A 14,573-nucleotide genomic window follows, 5' to 3' on the forward strand; every position below is an offset into this window, starting at 1 on the left:
CATGAATAATACAGCTGTTCTAAACATTGTGGGATTGTCCCGAAGACTAATCGGAGACTATACTCCCTTTATCAGAAAATTTATGGAACAGGCTGAGGCTTCTTCAATTAAACCTGTACTTCCAGCGGTTACCTGTTCAGCCCAATCCACCTATCTCACTGGTAAATGGCCAGACCAGCACGGTATTGTGGGCAACGGCTGGTATTTTAAGGAGGAATGCGAAGTAAAATTCTGGAGGCAAAGCAACAAATTGGTCCGCAGCGAAAAGATCTGGGAGAAACTAAAAGCTCTGGATCCGGATTTTAGCTGTGCCAATCTGTTCTGGTGGTATAATATGTATTCCACGGTAGATTACAGCGTAACTCCAAGACCAAACTACCTGGCGGACGGTCGGAAAATCCCGGATTGTTATTCCCATCCTCCTGAACTTAGAGACACCCTGCAGCAAGAGTTAGGCATGTTTCCCTTGTTTCACTTTTGGGGTCCAAGGACCACCGTCAAAGCCAGTCAGTGGATTGCAGACGCGGCTGTAAAAACGGATAAACTGTACGATCCCACCCTGAGTCTGGTATACCTGCCACACCTGGATTACGGGCTGCAGAAATACGGAATTGATTTTGATAAGATTGGAAAAGATCTGCAGGAGATCGATAAGGTTGTTGAACAATTGGTAACCTATTATGAGTCTAGAAACACTCAGGTAGTTCTACTCTCGGAATACGGTATTACAGATGTTAAAAATCCAGTGCATTTGAATCGCGCTCTAAGGAAAAAAGGATATCTCGGTATCAGGGTGGAACGAGGGCTGGAGCTATTGGATGCAGGTGCCAGTCGCGCCTTTGCCGTCGCTGATCACCAGCTGGCTCATATTTACCTGAACGACAGCTCCCTTATGGAGGAAGTAGCTAATCTCCTCAGAAATACAGCTGGGGTTGAGAAAGTACTTTATGGAGACAGCCTTAAAGAACATCACCTGGATCACGAACGCAGTGGTGATCTGGTTGCAGTTGCTGATAAGGATTCCTGGTTTACCTATTATTTCTGGGAGGACGATAAAAAAGCCCCGGACTTTGCACGTATGGTGGATATTCATAAAAAACCGGGTTACGACCCTGTGGAATTGTTTACGGATCCTAAGGATAAACTGGTGGTTCCAAAGATCGCGGGGAAGCTGTTGAAAAAGAAACTTGGGTTTCGAACGGTAATGAATGTTATTCCACTTAAAGCGGAATTGGTTAAAGGATCCCATGGCAGAATACCTGAAAATGAGGAAGATTATCCTATTTTTATATCAAATAAAGCACGACTGAGCCTCCCGGATACCCTGAGTGCTACGGAGGTTTTCCATCTGCTCGAAGACCATTTAATAAACTAAAACCGTTCCCATGAAAACGCTATTCAATGGAATTGCCATTCTTTTTTCGATCCTTTTTGCCTACGCGGCAATTGTACAGTTCAACGACCCGGATGCCTATTTATGGTTCGCGATCTACGGGCTGGCCATATTGGCTTCCATTCTTTTTCTTGTAAAAAGACTAAGTTTTTTAACTGCTGTTATTCTGGCTGTATTATACCTTGGAGGGACCTTTATGTTATGGCCGGAAAAGTTTGAAGGAGTAGAGATAGGCCAGGGTGATATTGTAAATATCGAAAGGGCCAGAGAAGCCCTTGGATTGCTTATTGTTGCCGTGGTGATGCTGGTTTATGCCATTGGCGCACGTATGCGCAGCCGATCATAGATCCAGGTCGAATTCCTTTCTCAGTATATCTATTGCAGGGTTCTTTTCCCGAAGTTTTTCGTATTTCTCTTCAGGAGTGTAGGCAAATTTCTTCGCGCTTTCCTCGTTGACAGTGATCTTTAAGCGAATGAAGTGATTTTGGAGATTTTCCTTCAGATATTGAAGCAGGTCCGCCTTTTCCCTTTCGATCTCCTTTTTCATGGTGCCATTGGGCAATTCTATCGCAAGGACCTCATCTTCTGTTAGTTTTGGGACATCTGTACTGAGGCTTGAGGCCAGGATCTTTTTTCCTTCTTTTTCAAGTTTTCTTACAAAATGGGTCCAATGCTTCTGCATTTCCTCTTCGGTAAAGGATTCCCTGGGCAGCTGTTCAGGATCAAGCACTTCTTCCCGCTTGTTTTCCTGATGGGCTTTTTTCGCCTTTAAGCTGGATATGGAGAGGCCGGAAACCCTTTTTTCCCGCTCCTTGATCTTAGGTTTAGCTATAGGTTCACTCACCGCTATACCCGGATCTGTAGCTATGGCAGTTGCTGATTCCGAGACTGTCTCAGCCGGCTCAACCTCCGCGGGTTCCGCTTTTTCATTTTGCAGGCTAGAAGTAGATGGTATAGTAACGGGATTTGACTGTAAAACCTGGCTTCCGGGCTTGATAACCGCATCCCTTGAAGTAAAATGAGAAGCCGGGATCAGATCGATCTCCTCCGCTTTGGAATCAATCAGATTTTTTTTTTCACCGGCAGGAAGTATGGATGCCAGTTTCATAAGGCACAGCTCTACCAGCAGTCTATGGTTCTTACTTGCCTTGTAGTTCAGGTCACATTCGTTGGCAATATCCATGGCTTTGAGCAAGAAAGACTCCGGTGTTTTTCCGGACTGTTCCAGGTAGAGTTCCTGGGCTCTTTCACCTACCTCCAGAAGGGCAATGGTCTCCTGATTCCGACATAACATCAGGTCCCGGAAATGAGACGCAAGGCCATTGATAAAATGGTGTCCCTCAAAGCCCTTGGCCAGAGTGTCATTAAACAACAACAGCAGCTCAGGGATGTTATTCTGAAGGATCAGATCGGTTGTGGTGAAATAGGTGTCGTAATCGAGTACGTTCAAATTTTCAGTAACTGCCTTGCGGGTGAGTTCTTTTCCGGAGAAGCTCACTACCCGGTCAAAGATGGATAAGGCATCCCTCATGGCCCCATCTGCCTTCTGGGCAATAATGTGCAGGGCATCGTCTTCTGCCACCACTCCCTGCTGTTCCGCAATGTATTTTAGGTATCCGGCGGCGTCCTTTACAGTAATCCTCTTAAAATCAAAGATTTGGCACCTTGAAAGTATGGTTGGGATTATTTTGTGTTTTTCCGTTGTTGCCAGGATGAATATCGCATGTCTCGGGGGTTCCTCAAGGGTCTTGAGAAAGGCGTTAAAGGCGGATTGAGACAACATATGAACCTCGTCAATGATATACACCTTGTATTTACCTACCTGAGGCGGGATCCGAACCTGGTCAATGAGGCTCCGGATGTCATCAACAGAATTGTTCGAAGCTGCATCGAGTTCAAAGATATTGAAGGCAAAATCCTCATCGTCCCTTTCTGATCCGTCCTGGTTTATCTGCTTCGCGAGGATTCTCGCGCAAGTAGTCTTTCCAACACCTCTGGGGCCACAAAATAAGAGCGCCTGCGCTAGGTGATTGTTTTCTATGGCATTCTGAAGGGTATTCGTAATGGCTTCCTGACCCACCACGTCCTTAAAGGTCTGAGGGCGATATTTTCTTGCCGATACGATAAAAGGTTCCAAGGCCAAAGTAGCTTTAATCAGACCCCTGGGGGTCACCTACAAATATAGAAATCACCCGTTATTAATAGTTCGATTTCGCTGGTTTTAATATTTTTTTATTAACAATATCGTATGGATGCAAGCCAGGATTGACGTACCTTTGCACTCAGCAGGTCGCCTTATCGCTCTGTTGTTTTATTACCACAGGGAGGAAAGTCCGGACACCACAGTGCAGTATAGCGGGTAACACCCGTCACCCTGAAGTTCTCATACTTTAAGGTAGGACAAGTGCAACAGAAAGCAAGTACAGGTAATGCTGTAGTGAAATCAGGTAAACTCTATACGGTGAAACGTCATGTATACCGGCGATTAAGGGTAGCACGCCCAAGCCGAAGGGTAGGCGGATAGAGCCTTTGGGTAACCAGGGGCCCAGATAAATGATAAGGGACTGTATTTTGCGATACAGCTTACAGAATCCGGCTTATGGCCTGCTTTTTACTATACCTTTTTAAGTTTCAAAAAAACTAAAGACACTTCCCCCATATTTACGGGCTGTTTTAAAGTGCTGCAGTTCCGACAGTTCGGTGTGCTTGGAGTGCTCAATGATCAGTGTACCGTCCGGGAGTAGGAGGTCCCTGGAAAAGACCAGTTCCGGGATATTAGCAAAATCATTGAGCTCAAATCTGTAAGGAGGGTCCGCAAATATGATGTCGAACTTTAGATCCGTTTTTTTGAGATACTTAAAAACATCACTTTTAATCGTCTGAATGTTAAGATCAAGGGTTTTTGAGGTTTTGGATATGAATTTAATGCAACGATAGTCCTGGTCCACACTGTAGATCTGCCTGCATCCTCTTGAAGCGAATTCATAAGCAATGTTACCAGTCCCTGAAAACAGATCCAGCACTTTCAGATCTTCAAAGTAATAGGAGTTATTGAGAATATTAAAGAGGGCCTCTTTGGCCATATCCGTAGTAGGGCGGACGGGTAGTTCCCTGGGAGCGAGAATACGCTTACCCTTGTATTTTCCTGAGATAATCCTCATTTAAAGGGCATTGAGCACGGTAAAATCTATGGTCTCTTCGGCTTGTGCCAGAGGAAGCGCCGGATTGGAGGGTATGAATATCGCAAGGTGCTGAATGTATTCGTAACAAAGGGAATAGATCTCATCACCCTCTTCTACCGCCCCAAACAATCTTACCTTAACGTTTTGGGTATCCAGTTTTAGCTGCTCCAGGGTGAAGAGCAGGTAATACATAAAATCTTCCTTGGTCTTGAAATTGAAACTATTGTAAAACAACAGGCTTTTGTTGGTCAGCACCGCCAGATCCATTTGCTGCTCCGCGATGTGCACATAAGCCACAGGGTCTTTGCCGTTCTTGTGGGTATTCAGCAGTGACTGTACCATCACAGTTCCGTTGTGCATAAAGTCAAACTCCCCATAAAGGTCATAGATATAGTTGTTGATGTTGACGAATGGAACGTATACATTGACCATGTCAAAACCCTCAATTTCATCGTATTCCAGGTGATCGTTGGCCAGAATTTTGGCATTGAACTTCAAATAGTTGGCCAGTTCATCCTTATCAAAAAGGGATTTTGGCACCAGGCTGAACAGGTTATTCCTGTGAATGGCAACCACTTCTGAAAAGTTGTAATCGGAGACCCTGTTCTCACGAAGGAAGTCCTTGAGTTCTTTCTGTACTTCGTAGGGAGACAGCTCCTTTCCGAAGCTCAGTCGATTACTCGATGCTATGGTGTTCGCGATAGTGTCAAGGATGCAAAAAGAAAGTCCATTCAAGCTAACCTGAATGGACAATTTATGATAACTTTCCTCAGAAAGGTCTGTTTTGCTATTGATCTCCTTTTTTGTCATAAATAGGTGGCCAGTTACCGCTGGTACTTACCTCTGTCAGTGATCCTACTTTGATGGTGCTTCCGTTGACCTCTTCAACACTTATCTGAGCATTCTCGCGCGCAAGAAGATCTTTGGGTTGATCGTATAGGACGACGTCTTTATTTACCATAGCCTCAAAAACAGAAGTCCGGTATCCTCCTTTGTCAACAACATCGGCTTTCATAGTGAACTTCTCACCACCCTGCGCGAAAGGAACGTTCATCATGGTCTTATAACGATCGTCATTTGCAAATAAGGAATCTTTTACAGGAACAAAACCAAGGGTATCTATGATCTTAACCTCTTTTAAAAGGTCGATCTGATACACCTCGTCATACTCCATATACGAAGAATCTCTCTGTTGTGTAATGGTGTATTGAGCGGTATCTACAAAGGCGACCAGTTTATCAAAATCATTTGCATATTTCCCAGTCACCGTTTTATGCGCTTCCTGGGCGTTGCGGATGTCCTTGAGTTTTGCAATGACCTGGCTAAATCGCTCTTGTTTTACCTTTTTAAACTCAATAGGACCTGTAACTGATCTGTAGATAAGGTATCCAAGTACAACACAGAGTATCCAAAGTACAATTTGTAGTATGGTTTTCATTTTTCCTAGTGTTAATTAAATTTAGTGGTTATCACAAATCTACAATTTTTTTGGAAACTGCCTAATATTTTATAATTGCTTTTTAATCTTGCTTAACACCACAATTTTAGTACTGTTCCGGGCTTTTTCCAGGAGAAATTTCACAGCGTATCAGCCTCGGGTTGAGCACAGCTATCCAACAAAATATCAGCGGCCTGTTCTTGTGGTTTTTTGGGGATGATTTAAGGCCTTTACCGGAAAAACCTCTGTATATTTGAAATCCTATGACCACGCTTACACCAACTTCATTTTTCAAGCTTCTCAAAGAAAAATTTCCGCATGAACCCACCGCCAAACAATCCGTGGCTTTGCAGCGAATTGCCAACTTTTTACTGTCGGAGGAAAAAAACACCCTTTTTTTACTGAAAGGATATGCCGGAACCGGGAAAACCACCATAATTGGCGATATCGTTACTAATTTGTGGAAAACAAGGATGAAAGCTGTTCTCATGGCGCCCACCGGACGGGCGGCGAAGGTAATGTCCGGCTATTCGGGAACACAAGCCTTCACCATTCACAGAAAGATCTATGTTCCCAAGAAAGAACGGGGTGGAGGTATCCGTTTCGTACTTGCACCGAATAAGCACAGAAATACGGTCTTTATCGTGGATGAGGCTTCCATGATCCCCGATATGCCAACAGACAGCAAGCTTTTTGAGAATGGCTCCCTGCTTGACGACTTGTTGCAATATGTTTATTCCGGTCACGGTTGCAAACTCATCCTCATAGGGGATACTGCTCAATTACCACCGGTACGCCTGGATATCAGCCCGGCCCTTGACGCTAACAAGTTGGAGCGGCACTATGATAAGCAGGTGAAGAAAATGGAACTGGATGAGGTAGTAAGGCAGGCCGAAGATTCAGGAATTCTGAGCAACGCAACTCATCTGAGAGAGCAGTTGCGCACGCAGTTCTACGATGATTTTAAGTTTCACCTGGCAAACTTCAACGATATAGTACGACTTACAGAAGGCTATGACATTCAGGAAAAGATAGAGGATTCCTATCGCGAAAACGGGAGGGAGGAGACCGTTTTCATAGTTAGATCCAATAAAAGGGCAAACCTTTACAATGCCAACATACGGGAAAGGATACTTTATCTGGAAAACGAGATCGCCACCGGTGATTATCTGATGGTGGTCAAGAATAATTATTTCTGGTTGCGCCCAAATTCGGAGGCGGGATTTATCGCCAATGGAGACATCATAGAGGTGTTGGAGATCTACAGTATCAAGGAACTATACGGCTTCAAATTTGCGGATGTCAAGGTGCAAATGGTGGATTATCCCAAACAACGCCCTTTTGAAACCGTACTGTTGTTAGATACCATTCGTGCAGAAACACCCTCACTCTCCTATGAGGACGGTAACAGGCTTTACCAGGAGGTACAGCAGGACTATGCTCACGAGAAGTCGAAGTACAAAAAGTTCCTCGCCGTTAAGAATAACAGGTACTTCAACGCATTGCAGGTAAAGTTCTCTTATGCGATCACCTGTCATAAATCCCAGGGCGGGCAGTGGAAAACGGTTTTCGTAGAGCAGCCTTATCTTCCCGAGGGAATCGACAAGGAATTTCTGAGATGGCTTTATACCGCAATTACCAGAGCCCGTGAAAAGGTATACCTGATCGGATTCAAAAGGGATTTTTTTGTCAATGAGGAATAGTCTAAATTCGTAAAAAGTATACCTGGAATGACTTCAGAAACCATATTGAGCATCTTTTTGGGGGTGGGGTTGGCTGCCTCCGTAGGATTCAGGGTTTTTCTTCCTTTATTCGCCCTGAGCCTGGCTTCGTATTTCGGAATGTGGGAACTCAATGAGAACTGGGAGTGGATAGGAAGCCTTGCTGCAGTGATCACTTTAGGGGTTGCAATGGTGGTTGAAATATTTGCCTATTTTATTCCCTGGGTAGATAATCTCCTGGATAGTATCGCCATTCCGCTAGCCGCGATTGCCGGAACAGCCGTAATGGTTTCGACGGTTGCGGGCCTGGACCCTCTGGTGACCTGGTCTTTGGCTATCATAGCCGGTGGTGGAACAGCTACGGCCATCAAGGGTGCTTCAGCAACCAGCAGGCTTACATCTACCGCGACTACCGGCGGCTTGGGTAATCCGGCCATATCCCTGGTAGAGACAGGAACGGCAACCGTAGTCTCAACAGCCTCTGTATTGGCACCGGTTATTGCTGCTGTTTTGGTTATCATAATTTTGATTATCATCTTTGCAATTTATAGGAAACTACGTCCAAGGGCGAAGACCTAGAGTAATAAGCATTATCCTCGCCTATGCAAATAATAGCAATGATACCCGCGCGTTACGCGGCTTCCAGATTCCCGGGAAAGCTGATGCAGGACCTGGCCGGAAAACCTGTCATTCTGAGGACTTACGAGGCCGCAGTCAATACGGGATTATTCGATCAGGTTTACGTGGTAACTGATAGTGATCTTATTTACAATACCATCACCCAGGCCGGAGGCCTTGCCCTTATGAGCAGGGAGGAACACCAAACAGGCAGCGACAGGATCGCGGAAGCTGTAGAATCCATCCCGGCAGATATTGTGGTTAATGTCCAGGGCGATGAACCTTTTGCTGACCGAAAAAGTTTGGCAGGGGTTTTGGAGGTATTCAAGGACGATGTGAATGAGGAGATAGACCTGGCATCTTTGATGACGGAGATCACAGATCCCGCGGAAATTAACAATCCGAATACGGTAAAGGTCATTGTAGACCACAGGAATTTTGCTCTGTATTTTTCCAGAGCGGTAATTCCATATCCCAGGGCTGAGGAAGTGCAGACAAAACATTATAAACACAAAGGCATTTACGCGTTCAGAAAGCAGGCCCTGTTGGATTTCAGGCGTTTACCCATGCTGCCATTGGAAGCATCCGAGAAAATCGAGGCCATACGCTACCTGGAGTATGGCAAGCGTATAAAAATGGTTGAAACCCAGGTAAGTGGAATAGAAATAGATACCCCGGAAGATCTCGAAAGAGCAAAAGACGCATGGATATAGATTACAGTGGAATAAAAGTCATAGGTTTTGATGCAGATGATACCCTTTGGGTCAATGAAACCTATTTTAGAGAGGCAGAAGAGAAATTCGCGGATTTACTGGAGCATTATGAGACCAAAAATAAGGTAGACCAGGAGCTGTTTAGGATGGAAATGAAGAACCTGGAACTTTATGGCTATGGCATAAAAGGTTTTGTACTTTCCATGATAGAATCTGCCCTTGAACTCTCAAACAATAACATCAATCAGACAACCATTACGAAGATTTTGAATCTAGGAAAAGAGATGATCTCTCGGCCAGTGGAACTTTTGGACGGGGTAGTGGAGGTATTGGGAAAGCTCGAAAAACAGTATAGATTGATCGTGCTGACCAAAGGAGATCTTTTGGATCAGGAACGCAAACTAGAGAAATCCGGACTCTCCAAGTACTTTCATCACGTTGAAGTTCTTAGTGACAAGCAACCTGAAAATTACCAGAATCTGTTGGATCATCTTGAAATTCCGGTAAATGAGTTTTTGATGATCGGAAACTCTTTAAAATCGGATGTTCTTCCCATAGTTGAATTGGGTGCTCAGGCCATCCATGTGCCGTTTCACACAACCTGGGCCCATGAAGAGGTTCCTGTGGAAGAACAAACAAATAACCATTTAACCGTTGGTAAACTATCTGATGTTTTGAAGTACCTGAATTGATGCTATGGAAATAAAAAAGGAATTAGGTCTCACAAGCGCTCCCCATAAATTAAGAACGAATTATCGGAACTTCCCGATGGTTCAGAAAGTGGTTTTTGGAAAAGGGAGTTTTGACCAGCTTGGAGAAATACTGTTACCCGTACGAAAAAATGCGGATGCCCCTGTAGTTTTTTTGGTTGATGATGTCTTTGAAGGAACCGGACTGATCCCAAGGATCCCCTTGATCTTTAATGACCAAATCATTTTTATTTCAGCGGAAGAAGAGCCCAAGACCGATCAGGTTGATGCCCTTGTCAGGAAAATAAAAAGTGACTTCAGTGAAGTGCCATCCGGTATTGTAGGGATAGGAGGTGGAACGCTATTGGATCTGGCCAAAGCCGTTTCTATTATGCTAACCAATAAAGGCAGTTCAGCCCAACTACAGGGTTGGGACCTGGTTGAAAAACCGGCGATCTATCACCTGGGCGTTCCTACGCTAAGCGGCACAGGTGCCGAAGTTTCCCGAACAACGGTGCTCATGGGCCCGGAAAGGAAATTGGGGATCAATTCGGATTATACCACATTTGATCAGGTGGTCCTGGATCCCGATCTGTTGGTAGGCGTACCTAAGGTGCAATGGTTCTATACCGGGATGGACTGTTTTATTCATTGTGTGGAATCCCTGAACGGCACTTATTTAAACGCGTTTAGTCAAAGCTATGGCGAAAAGGCCCTGGAACTTTGTAAAGAGGTTTTCCTGGGCGATCTCAATGAGGAAACCGCGAGGGAAAAGCTTATGATGGCTTCCTGGCATGGCGGTATGAGCATTGCTTATTCTCAGGTAGGTGTGGCGCATGCCATGAGCTATGGTCTGTCTTACGTCCTGGGAGTAAAGCACGGTATTGGAAACTGCCTGGTATTTGCCCATCTGGAGGAATTCTATCCGGAAGGGGTAACCCTTTTTAGAGAAATGCTCGCAAAAAATGATATTAACTTACCTCAAAAGGTATGCAGCAAGCTGACGGAAGCGGAATTCGATACCATGATCAGCATATCACTGAGTATGGAACCCCTGTGGGAAAACGCCCTTGGTAAAAACTGGTTGGAAAAAATAGATCGGGAGAAATTGAGGTCTATCTACGAGAAGATCTAGCCCCTCTATGCGAAGCCTGGCAAAATTCATCTATTTTAAACTATTCGGTTGGCGAATGACCGGAAGCTTTCCGGAGGTGGAAAAATGCGTGGTGATCGTGGTACCACATACTAGCTGGGTAGACTTTTTCCTCGGCGTTCTGGTTCGGAAGATCATGGACAGGGAGATCAATTATATAGCAAAAAAGAGTCTGTTTAAATGGCCTTTTGGCTGGTATTTCAGGTGGACAGGCGGTGCTCCTATCGATAGAAGCAAGAGCAGCGATACAGTTAAGTCTGTTGCGGCTCTGTTTGATCAGCGGAAGGTATTCCGATTGGCACTTGCCCCTGAAGGCACCCGAAAAAAAGTATCAAAATGGAAAACGGGCTTCTATCATATCGCCAAAGAGGCCAATGTACCCATCGTAATGGTAGCTTTTGATTTTGGGAAAAAAGAAGTGAAATTTTCAGAACCTCATTGGACCACTACAGACCAAAAAGCGGATTTCCAAAGCTACTATGCTTTCTTCAAGGGAGTGCTTGGCAAAGTGCCGGAGTACAGCTTTGATGCGCCAGTCTGAATGTTGATAAGGTGTAAAACTGTAAAATTGTAAAACTGTGAAGTTGTAAAATTGTAAAACTGTAACTATCTACTCGTCTACCCGTCTATCAGTCTAACAATCCAACAATCTACCCGTCTACCCGTCCAACCATCTAACTATCCATCCGTCTATCCGTCTAACCATCTACCCGTCCATCCTTCCAGCCATCTAATCGTCGAACCATCTAACTATCCAACCATCTACCCGTCTAACCATCCAACCATCTACCCGTCCAACCATCCACCAGTCTAGCCGTCTAACGGTCCAACCATCTAATAATCTATCCATCCAACCATTTACCCGTCTACCCCATATTGTATTGGGTCCTAGGTCTTATTCAAGATTTTTTTAGGCCTGGGTTTTTCCTTTTTACCCGAATTCCCCGGGAATACAAGGTTAGTACTGGAATAAGAAGTGCCAAAGGTAAACGCTGCCAGATAAACCTGCTCTATGGCGTCCAGCACCTGGTGGTCCGAAAGTTCCCTAAGAGGATGGGTGAATACGGACCAGATAATCTCATCACTAAGGGCGTATTTTACGTCCAGGGCAGAATGGAAGTTAGCCACTAGTGCGTTCAGTAATTGGTCTTCCTCCAGTTGCTCCCTTTCCACAATCGGGGAGATGATGCGCATGCGGTTGGCATTTTCATCGTAAATACAGATGAGCATCCTCTCCTTGTAAAGAAATTGAAGGGCGTTACCATTGGTTTGTAAGGTGTCGGAAACACTTGTGATCAGGTTTTCCAGCTGAGCCGGGTCCATTTGTTGCCCCCTGGAGGAACAGACAGTGAGTATTGCGAATAAGGTCAGGAGATATCTCATCATATTAATTTTGGTCGACTCCAGCCGAAATTCATTACATCTTTCAAGTTGGTGATTTTTCAGGGAAAGCGTGGAGTATTTCGACGAAAATATCGGGAGCTTGATCTAATTTAGACCGTGTCTGACATAAAACCACACTTCCCAGACCTTAATAAGCGTGTTTTACCTTATAAAGTAGGTTTGAAGAATAATTTTGAATGGAGTAGGTTATAAGGGTATAATGGACTATGTGCAGCAATTCAATTTACTCTTTCATCGTGTGATACACGTTCTGCACATCGTCGTCCTCTTCGATCTTTTCCAATAGCTTTTCCACATCCTCTATTTGTTCCGGGCTCAGTTCTTTGGTAACCTGGGGGATACGTTCAAAACCTGAGGAAAGGATCTCGATCTCCCTGGATTCCAATTCCTTTTGGATTGCACCAAAGCATTCAAAGGGAGCGTAGATCAGTATGCCGTCTTCGTCTACAAAAACCTCTTCGGCCCCAAAGTCGATCATATCCAGTTCCAGTTCCTCAGCATCCATACCCTCTCCGTTTATTCGGAAGTTACAGGTGTGGTCAAACATAAATTCCACGGAACCCGAAGTGCCCAGGCTTCCATCGCATTTGTTGAAGTAACTGCGTATGTTGGCAACCGTCCTGGTGTTGTTATCTGTGGCTGTTTCTATAAGAATTGCGATACCGTGAGGAGCATAACCTTCAAAGAGGATTTCCTTAAAATCGCCCTGAGACTTGTCTGAAGCTCTTTTTATGGCCCTTTCAATATTGTCCTTGGGCATGTTAACAGACTTGGCGTTCTGAATGACTGCCCTAAGCCTTGCATTGGTATCAGGGTCCGGCCCACCTTCTTTTACAGCCATGACAATATCCTTGCCTATCCTCGTAAAAGCCTTGGACATGGCCGCCCACCGCTTCATTTTTCGCGCCTTTCTGAACTCAAACGCTCTTCCCATAGTACTGCTGTTGTTTGATAGGAAGCAAATTTAGCAATTTTTGATAGTCGTACAAGAGCTCAAAATACCCGGTAGTTTGGCCAAGACCGGCCTTTCATGACGGCCCTATACCGGGCGCCCCGCCTCCTGGACCAATTCCTCTATGCTATGGGCCAGGGTAAAATCCTTTTCGGTCACTCCGCCGACATCGTGAGTGTTCAGCCTAATAGTTAGCCTGTTGTAAACGTTGGTCCAATCCGGATGATGCCCCTGAATTTCACATTCAAAGGACAACAAGGTCATGGCCGAAAAGGCCTCTCGGAAATTTCCGAACTGGTAGGTAGTCTCTATAGCTCCGTCTACATATTCCCATCCCTCCAGCTTATCAAGGCGTTCCTGTATGGTTCTTTCGCTTAATTTTTCCATGGTCAATAGTTTTCCCTAAAGTTATTAAATAGCAATGGGATGTTTTGTAAAGAAAACTTCAAATATCGCTACCCCATCACATGATGATCGATAATTTCCTGGTAACCCATCTGAAGGTTCTTGGGCAGTTGATTGTCCCTTGGCAAAACGGCCAGGTAACGTTCCTCATTAGTAGTAAATACCCTTTTATAAATTGGGGTGAAATGCCCGATCCGCTCCACGACCTCTTTGATAAAATCCTCGTGATGCACCAGATCATTGCTCCCCAAATGGTAAACTCCGCCCTTATCCCTGTTGATGAGATAATGTATCTGCTGGGTGAGTTTGTCATCATTGGTAACGTTCATCACCAAATTCGGAAATACTTCAACCGGCTCGTTATTCCAGATAGCGCGTTTTATCTCCTTGACCCTTGGTGAGGTATTACCAAAGACCATGGGCACCCGTAGAATAGCCATTTTAGACTTTGGCAGTCTGAGTAACATATTCTCGATCTTTATCTTCAACCGTCCGTAAACGCTTTCGGAAAGGGTTTTATCATATTCGTAAGAGGGGTATTTACTGTAGGCGTCAAAAACGTTCGCCGAAGAAAGGAAATAGAGCCTGCACGGATTTTTTACCAGGTACTCCAACATGTGCTGGTGCGCCTGGATCTGAGCTGCAAAATTACCTCTTACCGCAGATATAATAATCTGTGGTTGAACGCTTTCCAGGATACGGACGATGTCGTCCTCTTCCATGTCATACCGAAAGAATTGGCCATTGTGTTCAAAGGTTCTTCTTGCATTGCAGTAGGTTCCGTAGGTGTCATAATAATTGCATAGCTCCTTGTAGATGGCATTACCTATAAATCCACTGGCCCCGAGTATGAGTATTTTCTTTCCTTTTTTCTCCAACTTTCCCCTGCCTTTACTCATTTGGTT

General features: G+C 44.8%; 16 protein-coding genes and 1 other RNA gene. 9 read left to right on the plus strand and 8 right to left on the minus strand.

Annotated elements, in window-relative coordinates; all coding sequences use genetic code 11:
* Position 1: 1 nt before the first annotated feature.
* On the plus strand, positions 2-1,375 hold the full coding sequence (locus GTQ38_RS08790) for an alkaline phosphatase family protein (RefSeq protein ID WP_161435123.1): 1,374 nt from the start codon (positions 2-4) through the stop codon (positions 1,373-1,375).
* Positions 1,376-1,385: 10 nt separating this feature from the next.
* On the plus strand, positions 1,386-1,739 hold the full coding sequence (locus tag GTQ38_RS08795) for a transmembrane 220 family protein (RefSeq protein WP_161435124.1): 354 nt from the start codon (positions 1,386-1,388) through the stop codon (positions 1,737-1,739).
* Here GTQ38_RS08795 and GTQ38_RS08800 read toward each other — a convergent pair.
* Positions 1,734-3,530, minus strand: coding sequence for a DNA polymerase III subunit gamma/tau (locus GTQ38_RS08800; protein ID WP_161435125.1), 1,797 nt, complete (start codon positions 3,528-3,530; stop codon positions 1,734-1,736). The genes GTQ38_RS08795 and GTQ38_RS08800 overlap by 6 nt on opposite strands.
* Positions 3,531-3,675: 145 nt before the next feature.
* On the opposite strand from GTQ38_RS08800, the gene rnpB reads away from it, so the two are divergent.
* Positions 3,676-4,008, plus strand: an RNA gene (rnpB, locus tag GTQ38_RS08805) — RNase P RNA component class A.
* A 9-nt stretch (positions 4,009-4,017) separates the two neighbouring features.
* Here the strand turns inward: rnpB and rsmD are convergent.
* From rsmD to GTQ38_RS08820, 3 genes are read right to left on the minus strand one after another with little or no spacing between them, the layout of a single operon-like run.
* Positions 4,018-4,554: a 16S rRNA (guanine(966)-N(2))-methyltransferase RsmD gene (gene rsmD / locus GTQ38_RS08810; RefSeq protein WP_161435126.1), complete on the minus strand. Its 537-nt coding sequence runs from the start codon at positions 4,552-4,554 to the stop codon at positions 4,018-4,020.
* Positions 4,555-5,385: a DUF3822 family protein gene (locus GTQ38_RS08815; RefSeq protein ID WP_161435127.1), complete on the minus strand. Its 831-nt coding sequence runs from the start codon at positions 5,383-5,385 to the stop codon at positions 4,555-4,557.
* On the minus strand, positions 5,363-6,013 hold the full coding sequence (locus tag GTQ38_RS08820) for a hypothetical protein (RefSeq protein ID WP_161435128.1): 651 nt from the start codon (positions 6,011-6,013) through the stop codon (positions 5,363-5,365). The genes GTQ38_RS08815 and GTQ38_RS08820 overlap by 23 nt, the downstream gene beginning before the upstream one ends.
* Before the next feature lie 263 nt (positions 6,014-6,276).
* Here GTQ38_RS08820 and GTQ38_RS08825 point away from each other — a divergent pair, with 263 nt between their 5' ends.
* Genes GTQ38_RS08825 through GTQ38_RS08850 form a run of 6 tightly spaced genes read left to right on the plus strand, consistent with a single transcriptional unit; the run spans position 6,277 to position 11,448 of the window.
* Positions 6,277-7,716 carry an ATP-dependent DNA helicase gene (locus tag GTQ38_RS08825; protein ID WP_161435129.1) on the plus strand — a complete coding sequence of 480 codons (1,440 nt, stop codon included), beginning with the start codon at positions 6,277-6,279 and terminating at the stop codon, positions 7,714-7,716.
* Between the two features lie 27 nt (positions 7,717-7,743).
* Positions 7,744-8,313 (plus strand): DUF4126 domain-containing protein, encoded by a 570-nt coding sequence (locus tag GTQ38_RS08830; protein WP_161435130.1) that lies wholly within the window; start codon positions 7,744-7,746, stop codon positions 8,311-8,313.
* Positions 8,314-8,336: 23 nt separating this feature from the next.
* The gene (gene kdsB, locus GTQ38_RS08835; RefSeq protein ID WP_161435131.1) at positions 8,337-9,065 is read left to right on the plus strand and encodes a 3-deoxy-manno-octulosonate cytidylyltransferase; all 729 of its coding nucleotides are present in this window, start codon (positions 8,337-8,339) and stop codon (positions 9,063-9,065) included.
* Entirely contained in the window at positions 9,056-9,757 is a 702-nt protein-coding gene (locus GTQ38_RS08840) for an HAD family hydrolase (protein WP_161435132.1), read from the plus strand. The genes kdsB and GTQ38_RS08840 overlap by 10 nt, the downstream gene beginning before the upstream one ends.
* Before the next feature lie 4 nt (positions 9,758-9,761).
* Entirely contained in the window at positions 9,762-10,889 is a 1,128-nt protein-coding gene (locus tag GTQ38_RS08845) for an iron-containing alcohol dehydrogenase family protein (RefSeq protein WP_161435133.1), read from the plus strand.
* 7 nt (positions 10,890-10,896) lie between these two features.
* Positions 10,897-11,448: a 1-acyl-sn-glycerol-3-phosphate acyltransferase gene (locus tag GTQ38_RS08850; RefSeq protein WP_161435134.1), complete on the plus strand. Its 552-nt coding sequence runs from the start codon at positions 10,897-10,899 to the stop codon at positions 11,446-11,448.
* Between the two features lie 347 nt (positions 11,449-11,795).
* Here the strand turns inward: GTQ38_RS08850 and GTQ38_RS08855 are convergent, their stop codons facing one another.
* From GTQ38_RS08855 to GTQ38_RS08870, 4 genes are all read right to left on the minus strand, one after another.
* Positions 11,796-12,293, minus strand: coding sequence for a hypothetical protein (locus GTQ38_RS08855; RefSeq protein ID WP_238857860.1), 498 nt, complete (start codon positions 12,291-12,293; stop codon positions 11,796-11,798).
* A 241-nt stretch (positions 12,294-12,534) separates the two neighbouring features.
* Positions 12,535-13,245, minus strand: a complete 711-nt coding sequence (locus tag GTQ38_RS08860) for a YebC/PmpR family DNA-binding transcriptional regulator (protein ID WP_161435135.1) — start codon at positions 13,243-13,245, stop codon at positions 12,535-12,537.
* 105 nt (positions 13,246-13,350) lie between these two features.
* Complete coding sequence (locus GTQ38_RS08865) at positions 13,351-13,650, minus strand: 4a-hydroxytetrahydrobiopterin dehydratase (RefSeq protein WP_161435136.1); 300 nt, start codon at positions 13,648-13,650, stop codon at positions 13,351-13,353.
* Positions 13,651-13,718: 68 nt separating this feature from the next.
* The gene (locus GTQ38_RS08870) at positions 13,719-14,567 is read right to left on the minus strand and encodes a sugar nucleotide-binding protein (RefSeq protein ID WP_238857861.1); all 849 of its coding nucleotides are present in this window, start codon (positions 14,565-14,567) and stop codon (positions 13,719-13,721) included.
* Positions 14,568-14,573 lie beyond the last annotated feature (6 nt).

Source organism: Poritiphilus flavus (assembly GCF_009901585.1).
Lineage (GTDB): Bacteria > Bacteroidota > Bacteroidia > Flavobacteriales > Flavobacteriaceae > Poritiphilus > Poritiphilus flavus.